Below are 11,901 nucleotides of genomic sequence, written 5' to 3'. Positions count from 1 at the left end.
ATGCTAAAGGAATGCCAGAAGAAGTTAAAGCCTGTATCTTTGAAAATCTATTTACTACCAAATGCGTAGGAAAAGGTACAGGATTAGGATTATCTATTAGTCGCCAAATTATAGTAGAAAATCATGGTGGAAGTTTGATTTGTGAATCAGTCTTGGGACAAGGAACACAATTCATAATTTCTATTCCCATTTTTGGATGATAATCTTTCATAGTACAGGCACATTAGCAAAGCTATAGCCGTAAATACTCGAATGGTTTGGTAATTCGGGTATTTTGTTTATCACGAATAATTCATAATTACTATAGTAATTACATTGAGTTTAAAAAATATACTCAAATAAAATTTACTTTCTTGTCAAAAAACCTATGTAAGTATCAATCTTATTTATTTAATCAAATCAATACATATTTAACCATGTTCAACACTTAAAGCTTTATGTAACTTCTGTTATTATGATGACTGATTATATGCATCAAATCTTGTAGCTTATTTATAATTTACTAGCTGATATCAAAGTAAACTCTAACTAAATGTGCAAGAATTTTAGTCAGGTCTTTATCAACTAAGATATCAGATGTAAATTTAGTTTGCCGCAAGTTAAAAGATGCGAAAATAGTAAAAATTAAGGTGGTTCTCCTGTGGAAAAAAGAAGAGAAGGTGGACGAATAGTTTCAAAGGCTATCTCGTTTTTATTAAATCAAATTACATTGATTGTGCTTGCAGTCACTCTTGTGCTGTTTATTGGAGGTAGGTTTGAACTAGCAAGTGCAACTCAACCTAACGCAGAATTAGAAATTCAAAAATTAACATCCTGTTACTCGCTAGGAACTGATGCCATTGGTAGAGGAAATCTCCTAGAGGGAAAAAATATTTATCGGAATTGTTTTACTCAAGATGCAGTTCTCACTGCCATTTTTCCTGATGGGACAACTCAAACAAATTATGGGACAGATGCTTGGGCAGATTTTGTCTATTCAGTATTCCAAGGAAATGGTTATACAGCTACCCAACACTTGATGGGTACGATAAACATTTCAATTGAGAATAATAAAGCATCTATGACCTCTTATCTCCATGCAACTCACAAACGTTCGGAAACTAGCATTGATGTTGCTAATGGTACTTATGAAGATGAAGTTGTAAACAAAAATGGACGCTGGAAAATTCGTAAACGTACTCTCAAGCTCATAAATTTCTTGAACCTGAGTTCACCGACAGTTGATTCTTCAAATGCTAATGCTCGAAACAGTAATTCCTCAACTACATTTGTAAGACCAAAAATGTCTGGTTTCAATCATTAATCTTTCATATCATATAAGTAAAAAGTAGAGAGTACTTTTTACTTTTTACTTTTTATTCTGTTTTATGTATGAATAAAGAAGTTCGCGTAGGCGTAGCCCGTCGTAGACATCGCTGTGAGGATTTACAATTAAGCATGGACTATTACCGTAACTTCCATTACTTACAATAACGATAGTAATGCCGGATTTTGGACAAACTCCTAAACAACTGGTGCTAACGACCCGAAATTCACCCCATAATCCCTCAAGTTTTAAACGAGATTTCAACCAATTCTCTAAGTCTTCGGAAGCCGTTGAGCTTTTGTTAGCTGGATGAAAACTATTTGACCGCTCATTTGCACATTGTGAACACACAAGCACCAAACCAGACTCCCATCGGGGAGAAACGCTGGGAATAGAAATAGAAGTGTCTAGCGGACGAGAATTTATTAAGGGCGATGTCTGCTGAGAATTGGATGCAAACCTCTTGAAGATACGTTGGAACAATCTCTTAATACGCTTAATCAGTTTTTTCATGGGCTACCCTACCTATTTCTCTGACAGGATAGTGGAAATTTATCGTTTAATCTGTTCTGCTAGATCGTGTAGTTCCAACAATAATCAGCGTTTCTGAGCAATTTGCTGCAAGTATGCAATTAGCTGTTCTCCTGCAGTGTCAATGTGTCGTTTTAGTAACCTGATAGCAGCTTTTGTATCCTGCTTTTGACAAGCATCTAGGAGTTGATAGTGTTCTTTTTGCGATCGCTCTTGGTAATCCATCTGCGCTAATTGTACGCGAACATAGCGATCGCAATTAACATGTAAAGTTTTAATCATCGCTAGCAACCGAGGACGTTCAGCAGTGGCGTACAGCGTTGCATGGAATTCCCAGTTGAGTTTTGCCAATATCCCTGCATCAGTTGCTTGGTCTGTCGCTTCCAGAATCACAGCCGCTTTTTCTATATCTGTTTCCCTGAACTTGGGTATCGCCAATTGCATCGCTTTCACTTCCAAGGCGCTACGAATCTCACAAATTTCTTGCGCCTCTTGTGCTGTCAACACCGATACGATCGCACCACGATTTAAATGCAGCGTCACCAATCCTTCTGCTTCTAACTGCTTCAAGGCTTCGCGCACAGGAATGCGACTAACGCCAAACTGAGTAGCGATTTCATCCTGTCTCAGAGATTGTCCTTCCTGAAATATACCCCGCAGAATCGCTTCCCGCAAAGCATCGGCAATTAAATCTGGGGTACTGCGTTGTTGTTGCAGCACATTGGCTGCTAAGTCATTTAAGTTCATATTGAATATTGTATACAAAATCCAAAAGATTGTATACAATATCCAAAGTAAGTTTTTTAAACATCCCTTCAATACCACGGGAGACAGTTATGAGCATCGCATCTCAACCAGACAGAGTTATTATCTTCGACACCACGCTACGGGATGGCGAACAGTCACCGGGCGCAACCCTCAATGTAGAAGAAAAGCTGGCGATCGCTCATCAACTAGCTCTCCTTGGTGTCGATGTGATTGAAGCCGGTTTTGCCGTTGCTAGTCCGGGAGATTTTCAAGCTGTTAAAACCATTGCTGAACAAGTCGGAATACCCGGTGGGCCAATCATTTGCAGTTTAGCTAGAGCCATTCGCCAAGATATTCACGCCGCCGCCGAAGCCTTGAAAGGTGCGGCTCGTCCGAGAATCCACACGATGATTTCTACTTCTGATATTCACCTCAAATATCAATTGAAAAAGTCTCGCAGCGAAGTATTGGCGATCGCATCAGAAATGATTGCTTATGCCAAATCTTTTGTAGACGATGTAGAATTTTCACCAATGGATGCTAGCCGCACTGAGCCAGAGTTTCTTTATGAAGTTTTAGAAAGAGCGATCGCAGCAGGTGCAACTACAATCAATATTCCTGATACCGTTGGTTACTGCACACCCAAGGAAATCGGAACTCTGATTCAGGGAATTCGGGAAAATGTTCCTAATATTGATGAGGTGATTTTATCTATTCACACTCAAAATGATTTGGGTTTGGCGACAGCTAACGCTTTGGCAGCAATTGAATATGGCGTGCGTCAAGTGGAGTGTACCATTAATGGCATTGGGGAACGAGCAGGTAATGCTGCATTGGAAGAGATTGTGATGGCATTGCAGGTTCGCAAACCATTCTTCAACCCTTATTTTGGTCGTTCAGTTGATGCTGATACACCCTTGACTAATATTAAGACTCAGGAGATTTACAAAACCTCATCCTTAGTTTCTCAATTAACCGGAATGCTGATTCAGCCCAATAAAGCGATCGTGGGAGCAAACGCTTTCGCCCATGAGTCTGGAATTCACCAAGATGGGATTATCAAGCACCGCGAGACTTATGAAATTATGGAAGCTGCTGCGATCGGTTTGCCAGAAAATCGGATTGTTTTGGGCAAGCACTCAGGAAGAAATGCTTTCCGTACCAGGCTCAAGGAATTAGGTTTTGAATTAAACGAGGCGGATTTGAATAAAGCCTTCAATCGCTTCAAAGATGTCGCCGATAAGAAGAAAGAGATATCAGATTGGGACTTAGAAGCGATCGTTCGAGATGAAACGCAGATTCAATTAGAAAGTGGCTTCCAAATCGAACATGTCCAGGTAATTTGCGGTGACTGCACTTGCCCAACTGCAACCATTACAATTGTTACCCCCGATGGCAAAATCTTCACAGATGCGAGTGTCGGCACTGGCCCAGTGGATGCGGTGTATCAAGTAATCAATCGATTGGTGCAGATTCCCAATCAACTGATTGAGTTTTCTGTTCAATCTGTGACTGGAGGAATTGATGCACTAGGAACTGTGACAGTTCGCTTGAAGCATCAAGAGCGAATCTTCTCTGGACAAGCATCTGATACTGATATCGTAGTAGCCGCAGCTTATGCTCATATCAACGCCCTAAATCGCCTTTATCGTTATTTACAAACAGAGAGATCCCATTTTGATAAGATGAACCCTGCTGTTGTCTCTGGGTAGATTCTGATGCGTTTTTGATACAGCCAGAAATCGTTGATGTAGAGACGTAAAATTTTATGTCTCTACAAGAGTTTTGGTTGCAAAATTAAGTATAGTTTTGCATAAAATATTAGCGTTTTTAATTGCAGAGGAATGCCAATACATTGCAGAGGGACGCATTGGCATTACCAAATTTAAAAACTTCCACAAGAGTTAAACTCCCCAAGGTAATCGATAAATATCCCTAATTTCATCATCATGAACAGCTACATCTCCCGACTCTGGTAAATTAGTTACCTTAGCGTTATCCAGCTTTAGTTTCTAAATCGCAAAAATTAATGGTATAAAGAGGGTATTTCAGTTAGGTTGATTGTTGAGATACCACCACCAGTGAGAAGGAGGGATAGCAATAGGGATTTGCTCCTGAGTGGGAATATAGCACTCAATCTCACCTTTCCACTTGATAATTTGGTCGAGTTCTTCAAGATATTCAACTTCATAATAGTGAAAATACTCTTCAAAACAAGTATTTTTATATATTTCCTTGAGTACTTCAATGGAAGAGCGCTTATAGCATACTACGAGCCATTCATTATCATAAAAGGTGAATGATAGCATTTTCTTTAGGTCTACTACAAAAAGCTCAATATCTCTGGATCTAAAGACTAATTTTGCTGCACTCTCCTTTAGATAACGTTGAAATTCTACATCTGATTCAATCGCTGGTTCAGTTTTTATCTCTGTGTATAGCTCCATGATTACACTCATAAACTCCTGAAATTTACTTTGATATTCAATATTCTTGTCATCTTTCTCTAGCGCTGTCAAAATTTCAATTATTTTTTCAAGCTTTCGGTAAATAATTATTTTGTCCATAATCATTAAATCCAAAAGTGTTGAATGTTAAGAAAAATCCGATAAAAATAGCCCAAAATATGTTAAATTTTGGGCGAAAGATTAAAGTATATCTATTAAATATTCCCTGCATTAAAAATCTGTTGTGCGGTGAAATTAAATTCTGGGAAAGTGGGTGAGAGAATGCGATCGCTCCCACGGAATTGACTAATTTGGTATTCGCTTTCTACCAGTGAGTAGATCGATATTGTTGGTTGTTTAGTATTACCAATGAATGATTTACCGGCCAGAGCTAAGTAATCTACAATCCAATACTCCTGAATACCAATTTCTTCATACATACCGCGTTTAGTGTAATAGTCGGTGCGCCAATTAGTACTAACTACTTCAATAACTAAAGGAATTGATGCGCCTAGAGTGACCGTGGATTCCTTTTTCCAGAGAGGTTCATTTACCAGATTGGAGCGATTGATAATTAATATATCTGGTGAATAACCGGATTCATTTTCAGTTGGTTTGACTAGTGCAGTTTTTGGAATGAAGTAGGGAAGTTTAAGCCGGTCATATTCGACTGGAAGTTTTGTAGCTAAAAATCCTGTAATCTCTTCATGATCTCCAGTAGGTTGCGACATCTCGACCACTACTCCATCATGTAGTTCATAACGTTTACCTGTGTTGTCTGGGTATCTGGCAACAAATTCACTGAATGTAATTAGTTTTCTTTGTAGGGCTTGAGTCATATATTTCTCCCATGAGTTTTGAAATTAAGGTAAGGGAAACGCTTTTACACACTATTTTTTCTCATTAGGATAGTTAAGCTTACCTTCTTTTTCAGCTTGTTCTACGTCACGGCGTAGCAAATAAGCTGCTAAATCGGCAAGGCTTGTGCCCTCAACATCTGCCCATCTTTGTAATTTTTCATGAGTTAAGTCTGGCAACGAAACGCTTACTCTTTTCGACACTGTAGATTTTTTGATAGTTTTGAATAGATCGTACCCCTCAACGAAACTTCGTGATGTTGCTAATATAGCGCTAAACAAGGCTTGAATAGCATCTAAATAGTGTATATTATAATTGGGGGTTAGACATTTTACCACAAGCTTTCCACTCCTCGTTTCACGGACTTCCACTAAAAACTCTTGATTGACAAGCCTCTTAGCCGCTAGTGCCACTGGAAAGCAGTGGAAGGAACGCCAGGCTCTGGAAATTCCACTTTCCAGAATTTTTAGTATTCTGCGTTCCAGCTTTAAAATTTCCCGTCGACGGGAAATTCCACTTTAAGGACTCAAACATGAAAATAAGTATTAGGCAATTGGCAGAGAACGTAGGCGTGAGCCACACAACATTTCCGAATGCGATCGCCCAACTAGAAACGCAGCTGAACTCTCTACACAGCTAAGTAATCAGACAGAATTAATTACACAAGTTTTTTCCTGTAACCTGTTCCCTATCTCCACCAATGAATTTAATTGTGTCCGACTACTTAAAATTCTCTCTTGGCAAAAAAACTTGACATCAAAGGGCTCTGGCAGTATATTTGTACTATCAAAACACTTAAGTGTTGCATAAAACTTTCAAACTTCGACTACGCCAACAGGAGAGCAAAATTAATGAGGCTATCTAAGATAGACTTGAGCAGTTTAGTAGCGATCGCTCACTCTGATGGATATTTGCAGTTGTTGCTCGATCGAGGCGACGAACTAGAGTTTTTGGAAATTCCGGCACCGATACAAGCTTATGAAGGATTGCAAGAACTGAACGAGGCGATTGCCGAAACGACTGCACTACCCTTTGAAGAAGAACCAATCGCTATGTTACCAGTTAGTTCATCAATGGCGATCGCTGTCGGCTACGATCGCGACGAACAGATTTTGCAAGTTGAGTTTCAGAGTGGATCTGTTTATCAGTACTTAGGCGTAGACGAGGAGACATGGGAAGATTTACATGCCTCTGACTCAGTTGGCAGCTTTTTCAATCAAGAAATTAAAGGCAGATATGACTGCGATCGTTTAGATAATGCAGATTATACTATTGACTAATTAATAAATTTAACAAATTCTGAGGGTTTAAGATCCCCCGCAACTAACAACATCTTGTTTTGTGGCGGGGTCAAAATCCCAGTTGCATTACTTAATTACGAATTATTTTAACGTGCCCATTGTTGCAATATGTAATCATAAAAAGCGTCTTTATCAACCCGATCCATTGCATAAATTTTCCGCCCACCAGGAACTACTTTAGTACGCCCCTGACTCAGACCAGTGGTGATAATTTCTGTTTCCCATTCGCGTAATTGATAGAATTCTGGGTGTCCCAAATAAGCCGTTGCCAATACATCCCAAAAATAATAATCTTGAGGGATAACAAGTGCATAACATTGTCCCGCTAAATCAGAGATGGGATAGTGGCGTTGTCGCCCCATTTTTTGTACTAACTCTGATGTGACTGGGACATTGTTAGTTAAATCCAAAGGACACATAATAATTTCAATTTGCGTTTCCCACACCCGTGCTGCTGAAACCGCGTCCCAATAAACATTCCATTCGGCAGAACCATCCTGTCCAGCTTCTAAACTTTTTTCCACATTACCAGGGACATTCAAAGCACCTCCCATCCAAACAATTTTGTGAATCTTGGCTTCAATATCCGGTGCTTTATCCAAAGCTGCTGCAACCGTTGTCAACGGCCCAGTTACCATCAATGTTACGGGGTCTGATGCGTCGTGCAACACCTCGATCATGAAATCTTGACCTGTTTCGTCAACCAGAGGCGTAGTGATGGTTTCGCTTTGATTGAGAATGGGAAGATGGTCAACGATAAACGAATCACGGCGATAGAGAGTAGGAAATGGATTTATCCCGCGCACGGTACTTTCTGCAACCGGGATATGAGAAAATCCCATCAAATCTATAATTTTACGTGTGGCGCTAACAGCGGGTTGGACATAACAATCAGCTGGTGTGACAACAACGCCGAGAAGTTCAATACGATCCATCGTCAACAGCAGCATAGTTGCTAGATAATCATCTACACCGCCATCATGATCCATTAATACAAGTTGTTTTGACATAAAAGGAGAATTAATATGGATGAGTTTATGGAAACTGCAATTCAAGAAGCAAAACAAGGCAGACTAGAAGGTGGAATTCCGATTGGTTCGGTTCTTGTCAAGGATGGTAATGTTCTCGGCAGAGGACACAATAAACGCGTGCAAGACGGCGATCCGGTCACTCACGCCGAAATCGATTGTCTCCGTAATGCTGGAAGAGTTGGTAGCTACAGAGGTACTACACTCTATTCAACCTTAATGCCCTGTTACCTGTGCGCTGGGGCAGTGGTACAATTTGGCATTAAAAAAGTCATCGTCGGAGAATCTAAAACTTTTCCTGGTGCTAAAGAATTTATGGTATCTCACGGTGTAGAAGTAATCGATCTTAATCTTGACGAATGCGAACAAATGATGGGTGAGTTTATTCAAACTAACCCGGAACTTTGGAATGAAGATATCGGTAATTAGTTAAGAGTTACGATTAGCACTGTCATATCGTGTCCGTATGATTAAGACCGCACGAGATATCTCAGCAGGGGAAAAGAGGGTTTTCTGGTTTTTGCACAGATATAGCGATCGCAACTAATTGACCGAAGATGATATCAAGGTGACTTTTTTGCCTTGGCTAAAAGTTTGGCAATCGATATATATAACCCAGCATTTACCCTCTTTTCCTGCGATAATTCTTTCATCAAAAGTCACCTTCACAAAGTTACTCCCAACTTTTAATCGCCAATCAACTCTACTGCATCTCGTCCATCGCAATTTTGTAAGTAAACTTTGACAACTTCTTCTTTAGCAGTAGGCAACTTTTTACCAATAAAATCTGGGTGGATTGGTAATTCTCGATGGCCCCTATCTACTAATACAGCTAAACGAATCACCTCTGGTCTACCGTAGTCGTTGACTGCGTTCAAAGCAGCGCGAATTGTTCGTCCTTTGAAAATCACATCATCCACGAGTACAACAGTTTTTCCCGTAAGGTCAAAAGGAATTTCGCTTTTCGTTGGAGTCCGCAATCCAATTTTGTCCAGGTCATCTCGATAAAATGTAATGTCCAAAGCGCCGACTGACACGGCTACACCTTCCAAAGTCTCAATCTGACGCGCCAACAATTCGGCGAGTAATGCACCCCTAGTATAAATACCGAGAAGCACCAATTGGGACAAATCACGCGTCCTTTCCACAATTTGAGAAGCAAGACGAGTTAAGGTACGACGGATTTCTTCAGATGAGAGAATTTCAACTACTTTGGCAGACATAGCGAATGATAGGTGAGGAGTGATGAGTTAAGAGGTAGGAATTTTTATTCTTAACTCCTAACTTTACATTTATCATTACCTGTTTGGGAGTATTAAGAATATTGCGATCGCTATGCCTAACCATAGCAAAAAACAATATCGAGTCAGTTGCAAAGCATTTTGAATAGAAGTTGCAGTAATGGGATAAATAGCATCTCCTAATAGTGGTTTGTACTTAGCTATCCCACGGTACCAATTTGTACCCCCCATCTGCACACCCAAAAAAGCCGCATAGACGCACTCACTCCAGCCAGAGTTGGGACTAGGATCGTTAATTGCATCTCGACGACAAATTCGCCAAACATCTTTCGGTTTACCCGATAACAGCGCCAAAGTTATGACTGTTAAACGACAAGGTAGCCAAGTCAAATAATCTTCCAACCGCGCACAGAACCATCCCAAATAAGTATAAGGTGCTTCTCGGTAGCCCACCATCGAATCAAGAGTACTGCTGGCTTTGTATGCTAAAGCCAAAGGAGTTGGCCCCACAATTGGTACAAAAACACCAACAATTGCATAAAAAAGTGGAGCCATTACTCCATCGGTGGCATTTTCTGCAACCGTTTCTAAAACGGCTCGCAAAATTTCTGCTTGTGAGAGGTTTTGGGTATCTCGACCAACGTAATTACTTAAAATCTTCCGAGCCTTTTCTAAATCTCCGGCTGTTAAAGGTTGTAAAACAGCCACTGCTGCTGCTCGTAAACTTCTGCCAGCAAAACAACTAGCTAAAAGAATGGTATCTATTGCAATTCCCAACAAAGGATGAACCAATTTAGCACTTTGAATAATCAAAAAACCAATAAGACCGCTACCAATTATTAGGATAATCCCTAGTGCAATTCCAGCTAGACGTTGTGTGAGAGAACTTTTACACAATTGGAGAGAAAATTTGGTCAGGCGAGAAATTACCCACCCCATAACTTGCACTGGATGAGGCCAATCCCAAGGATCGCCAATTAAGTAATCTAAAAATGCAGCAATTATTAAGATATAGATACTATTAGTCATAAATCACGAGTCAAGGGTTATGAGTGAAGGGTCAATATTTAGACTATTGACTCTTGACTAAACCACAAAACTAGCTTCTTCTCCAAGAGCAGCTTGCCAACTGCGAGCATCATAATAAAGGTCTGCCAGAGTAATACTGTACAAAGCTTCTTTGAGCTTTTGGTTGAGTCTCTGCCAAAGGCTAAATGTTACCCAATCTTCAGCTTGTGTCGGTGCTGGGGTGTGATGAGGTAAATGGCTAGTCTCGCCAACTGCTTCTAAAATTTGTCCTATAGATATTTGTGCAGGTTCTCTTGCCAATTGGTATCCGCCAATGCTACCACGAGTTGATTTAACTATTGATGCACGCCGCATTTCTATTAGTAATTTTTCGAGATAAGGAGCTGGGATATCTTGGCGTTTTGCGATCGTTCTCACAGATACAGGCCCATATTTTGGCTGTAAACTCAAATCTAGCAACGCCTTTACACTATAGTGTCCTCTAGTAGTTAGTTTCATTTTGGCAAGCTTTGTTGTTTGTCCTTTATCATTTATCTTTTGTAAATAACCAATAACTAAGGATCAGTTTTCCTTATCATTCTGTAACTCAGTTATCATCCTCAGCAAATAAAGAACCTTTTGAGCGTTAGTTTAGAAAACTTAAAACTTCTATAGTCTAGCAGTGATTTACAAACTATATATAGTTATCAGCATTGCCAGCATTCTCTGAAATAGATTGTCTTGACAATATTGTTAATGGCATAACAATTGTGCATCTGAGTGTAATATACTTGGCTAGGTTGAGATAAAAACTAAAGGAGTATGTTCCTATTAGCTCAACCTCAGCTAAAATAAAATCGATTCCAACACTTCAAACATTCATTTTCGACCTAAGTTGATGCCTAAACTGAAAAAAATTGAACCCCTAGTCGGTGAAGAACTGCTCAAAAAAGTCAAAGAGCTAGAGAGCGAGAGCAAAGAAGACAAAGCCAAGAAGTGCGGCTACTATACCGTTACCAAAAATGGTATAGAGCGCGTCAATATGATGAAGTTCTTAAATGCCTTAATTGATGCTGAAGGCATTCAGTTGGACAGTACACCCAGCGCTAATGGGCGCGGTGGACGTAGTGCTAGCTATAGAATTAGTGTGCAATCGAATAATAACTTACTTATAGGTTCAGCTTATACAAAACAGATGAACCTGAAACCAGGAGATGAGTTTATCATCACTTTAGGCAAAAAGCACATTCGTCTGAGACAAATAGACCCAGAAGATCGGGAAGGTGATGAAACCATAGAAGCCACAGCTTAAATAAATGGTCATTAGTCAATTGTCATTTGTCCTTTGTGAAAACTAATGACCAATGACCAGTGACCAATGACTAATGACTAATGACTAATGACTAATGACTAATAACTATATCTGTGGTGGGT

General features: G+C 39.9%; 15 protein-coding genes and 1 pseudogene. 6 read left to right on the top strand and 10 right to left on the bottom strand.

Annotated elements, in window-relative coordinates; all coding sequences use genetic code 11:
- Both V7K42_RS23525 and V7K42_RS23520 read left to right on the top strand, forming a co-directional pair.
- On the top strand, window positions 1–200 hold a 200-nt coding region (locus V7K42_RS23525), incomplete at its 5' end, for a HAMP domain-containing sensor histidine kinase (protein ID WP_334919694.1).
- A gap of 440 nt (window positions 201–640) precedes the next feature.
- Window positions 641–1,303: a nuclear transport factor 2 family protein gene (locus V7K42_RS23520; protein ID WP_334919693.1), complete on the top strand. Its 663-nt coding sequence runs from the start codon at window positions 641–643 to the stop codon at window positions 1,301–1,303.
- Between the two features lie 45 nt (window positions 1,304–1,348).
- On the opposite strand, the gene V7K42_RS23515 is transcribed toward V7K42_RS23520, so the two are convergent.
- The gene (locus tag V7K42_RS23515) at window positions 1,349–1,819 is read right to left on the bottom strand and encodes a (2Fe-2S) ferredoxin domain-containing protein (RefSeq protein ID WP_334919692.1); all 471 of its coding nucleotides are present in this window, start codon (window positions 1,817–1,819) and stop codon (window positions 1,349–1,351) included.
- Window positions 1,820–1,903: 84 nt separating this feature from the next.
- Entirely contained in the window at window positions 1,904–2,584 is a 681-nt protein-coding gene (locus V7K42_RS23510; RefSeq protein WP_334919691.1) for a GntR family transcriptional regulator, read from the bottom strand.
- An 89-nt stretch (window positions 2,585–2,673) separates the two neighbouring features.
- On the opposite strand from V7K42_RS23510, the gene V7K42_RS23505 reads away from it, so the two are divergent.
- On the top strand, window positions 2,674–4,296 hold the full coding sequence (locus tag V7K42_RS23505) for a 2-isopropylmalate synthase (protein ID WP_442938622.1): 1,623 nt from the start codon (window positions 2,674–2,676) through the stop codon (window positions 4,294–4,296).
- A gap of 195 nt (window positions 4,297–4,491) precedes the next feature.
- Here V7K42_RS23505 and V7K42_RS28995 read toward each other — a convergent pair.
- The 4 genes and pseudogenes from V7K42_RS28995 to V7K42_RS23490 all read right to left on the bottom strand — a co-directional run.
- Window positions 4,492–4,615 (bottom strand): annotated as a pseudogene (locus V7K42_RS28995) (IS4 family transposase); the annotation flags it as partial.
- A 17-nt stretch (window positions 4,616–4,632) separates the two neighbouring features.
- The gene (locus V7K42_RS23500; RefSeq protein WP_334919690.1) at window positions 4,633–5,151 is read right to left on the bottom strand and encodes a hypothetical protein; all 519 of its coding nucleotides are present in this window, start codon (window positions 5,149–5,151) and stop codon (window positions 4,633–4,635) included.
- Between the two features lie 95 nt (window positions 5,152–5,246).
- Window positions 5,247–5,870: a Uma2 family endonuclease gene (locus V7K42_RS23495; RefSeq protein WP_334919689.1), complete on the bottom strand. Its 624-nt coding sequence runs from the start codon at window positions 5,868–5,870 to the stop codon at window positions 5,247–5,249.
- Between the two features lie 51 nt (window positions 5,871–5,921).
- The gene (locus V7K42_RS23490) at window positions 5,922–6,092 is read right to left on the bottom strand and encodes a ribbon-helix-helix domain-containing protein (protein ID WP_334919688.1); all 171 of its coding nucleotides are present in this window, start codon (window positions 6,090–6,092) and stop codon (window positions 5,922–5,924) included.
- Between the two features lie 648 nt (window positions 6,093–6,740).
- On the opposite strand from V7K42_RS23490, the gene V7K42_RS23485 reads away from it, so the two are divergent.
- Window positions 6,741–7,169: a KTSC domain-containing protein gene (locus V7K42_RS23485; protein WP_334919687.1), complete on the top strand. Its 429-nt coding sequence runs from the start codon at window positions 6,741–6,743 to the stop codon at window positions 7,167–7,169.
- Window positions 7,170–7,276: 107 nt separating this feature from the next.
- On the opposite strand, the gene V7K42_RS23480 is transcribed toward V7K42_RS23485, so the two are convergent.
- Window positions 7,277–8,200 carry a nucleoside hydrolase gene (locus V7K42_RS23480; protein WP_334919686.1) on the bottom strand — a complete coding sequence of 308 codons (924 nt, stop codon included), beginning with the start codon at window positions 8,198–8,200 and terminating at the stop codon, window positions 7,277–7,279.
- A gap of 15 nt (window positions 8,201–8,215) precedes the next feature.
- On the opposite strand from V7K42_RS23480, the gene V7K42_RS23475 reads away from it, so the two are divergent.
- Window positions 8,216–8,647, top strand: a complete 432-nt coding sequence (locus V7K42_RS23475) for a nucleoside deaminase (protein WP_334919685.1) — start codon at window positions 8,216–8,218, stop codon at window positions 8,645–8,647.
- A gap of 257 nt (window positions 8,648–8,904) precedes the next feature.
- Here the strand turns inward: V7K42_RS23475 and pyrR are convergent, their stop codons facing one another.
- From pyrR to V7K42_RS23460, 3 genes are all read right to left on the bottom strand, one after another.
- Window positions 8,905–9,441, bottom strand: a complete 537-nt coding sequence (gene pyrR, locus V7K42_RS23470; RefSeq protein WP_323234654.1) for a bifunctional pyr operon transcriptional regulator/uracil phosphoribosyltransferase PyrR — start codon at window positions 9,439–9,441, stop codon at window positions 8,905–8,907.
- 75 nt (window positions 9,442–9,516) lie between these two features.
- Window positions 9,517–10,488, bottom strand: a complete 972-nt coding sequence (cbiB, locus tag V7K42_RS23465) for an adenosylcobinamide-phosphate synthase CbiB (RefSeq protein WP_334919684.1) — start codon at window positions 10,486–10,488, stop codon at window positions 9,517–9,519.
- A gap of 57 nt (window positions 10,489–10,545) precedes the next feature.
- Window positions 10,546–10,986, bottom strand: coding sequence for an Rrf2 family transcriptional regulator (locus tag V7K42_RS23460; RefSeq protein ID WP_334919683.1), 441 nt, complete (start codon window positions 10,984–10,986; stop codon window positions 10,546–10,548).
- Window positions 10,987–11,365: 379 nt separating this feature from the next.
- Here V7K42_RS23460 and V7K42_RS23455 point away from each other — a divergent pair, with 379 nt between their 5' ends.
- Window positions 11,366–11,779 (top strand): AbrB family transcriptional regulator, encoded by a 414-nt coding sequence (locus tag V7K42_RS23455; RefSeq protein WP_334919682.1) that lies wholly within the window; start codon window positions 11,366–11,368, stop codon window positions 11,777–11,779.
- Window positions 11,780–11,901: the final 122 nt, after the last annotated feature.

This window comes from Nostoc sp. (genome assembly GCF_036917455.1).
In the GTDB taxonomy this organism is placed as follows: domain Bacteria; phylum Cyanobacteriota; class Cyanobacteriia; order Cyanobacteriales; family Nostocaceae; genus Nostoc.
This window is presented reverse-complemented; position numbering and strand designations above follow the sequence as displayed.